Origin of the sequence: Flagellimonas flava, from assembly GCF_050617915.1 — a bacterium.
Classification (GTDB): Bacteria; Bacteroidota; Bacteroidia; order Flavobacteriales; family Flavobacteriaceae; genus Flagellimonas; species Flagellimonas flava_A.
Genome location: NZ_JBODQE010000194.1, coordinates 1 through 235 on the forward strand (window position 1 = coordinate 1; position 235 = coordinate 235).

1 pseudogene is annotated in these 235 nt (G+C 43.8%); it reads left to right on the forward strand.

From position 1 onward, the window contains the following. Positions 1 to 235: pseudogene (locus ACRHOZ_RS21515) on the forward strand (adenylosuccinate lyase); the annotation flags it as partial.

Here is a 235-nt window from a genome sequence, read left to right on the forward strand (position 1 = left end):
TCCATATGGCCGCCCTGTTCGATTGCCGAACGCGCACCAATACCATCTATATTGATCTCAACCGGGATATTTGGACTCATATCTCCATGGATTATTTCAAACAAAAAATCAAAAAAGGGGAAGTGGGGGCTTCTGCCATGCGCCATAAGGTGCATCCGATAGATTTTGAAGACTCCGAAGGAAACCTGGGGATTGCCAATGCTATTTTTGAACATTTATCCGCAAAAATTCCTGT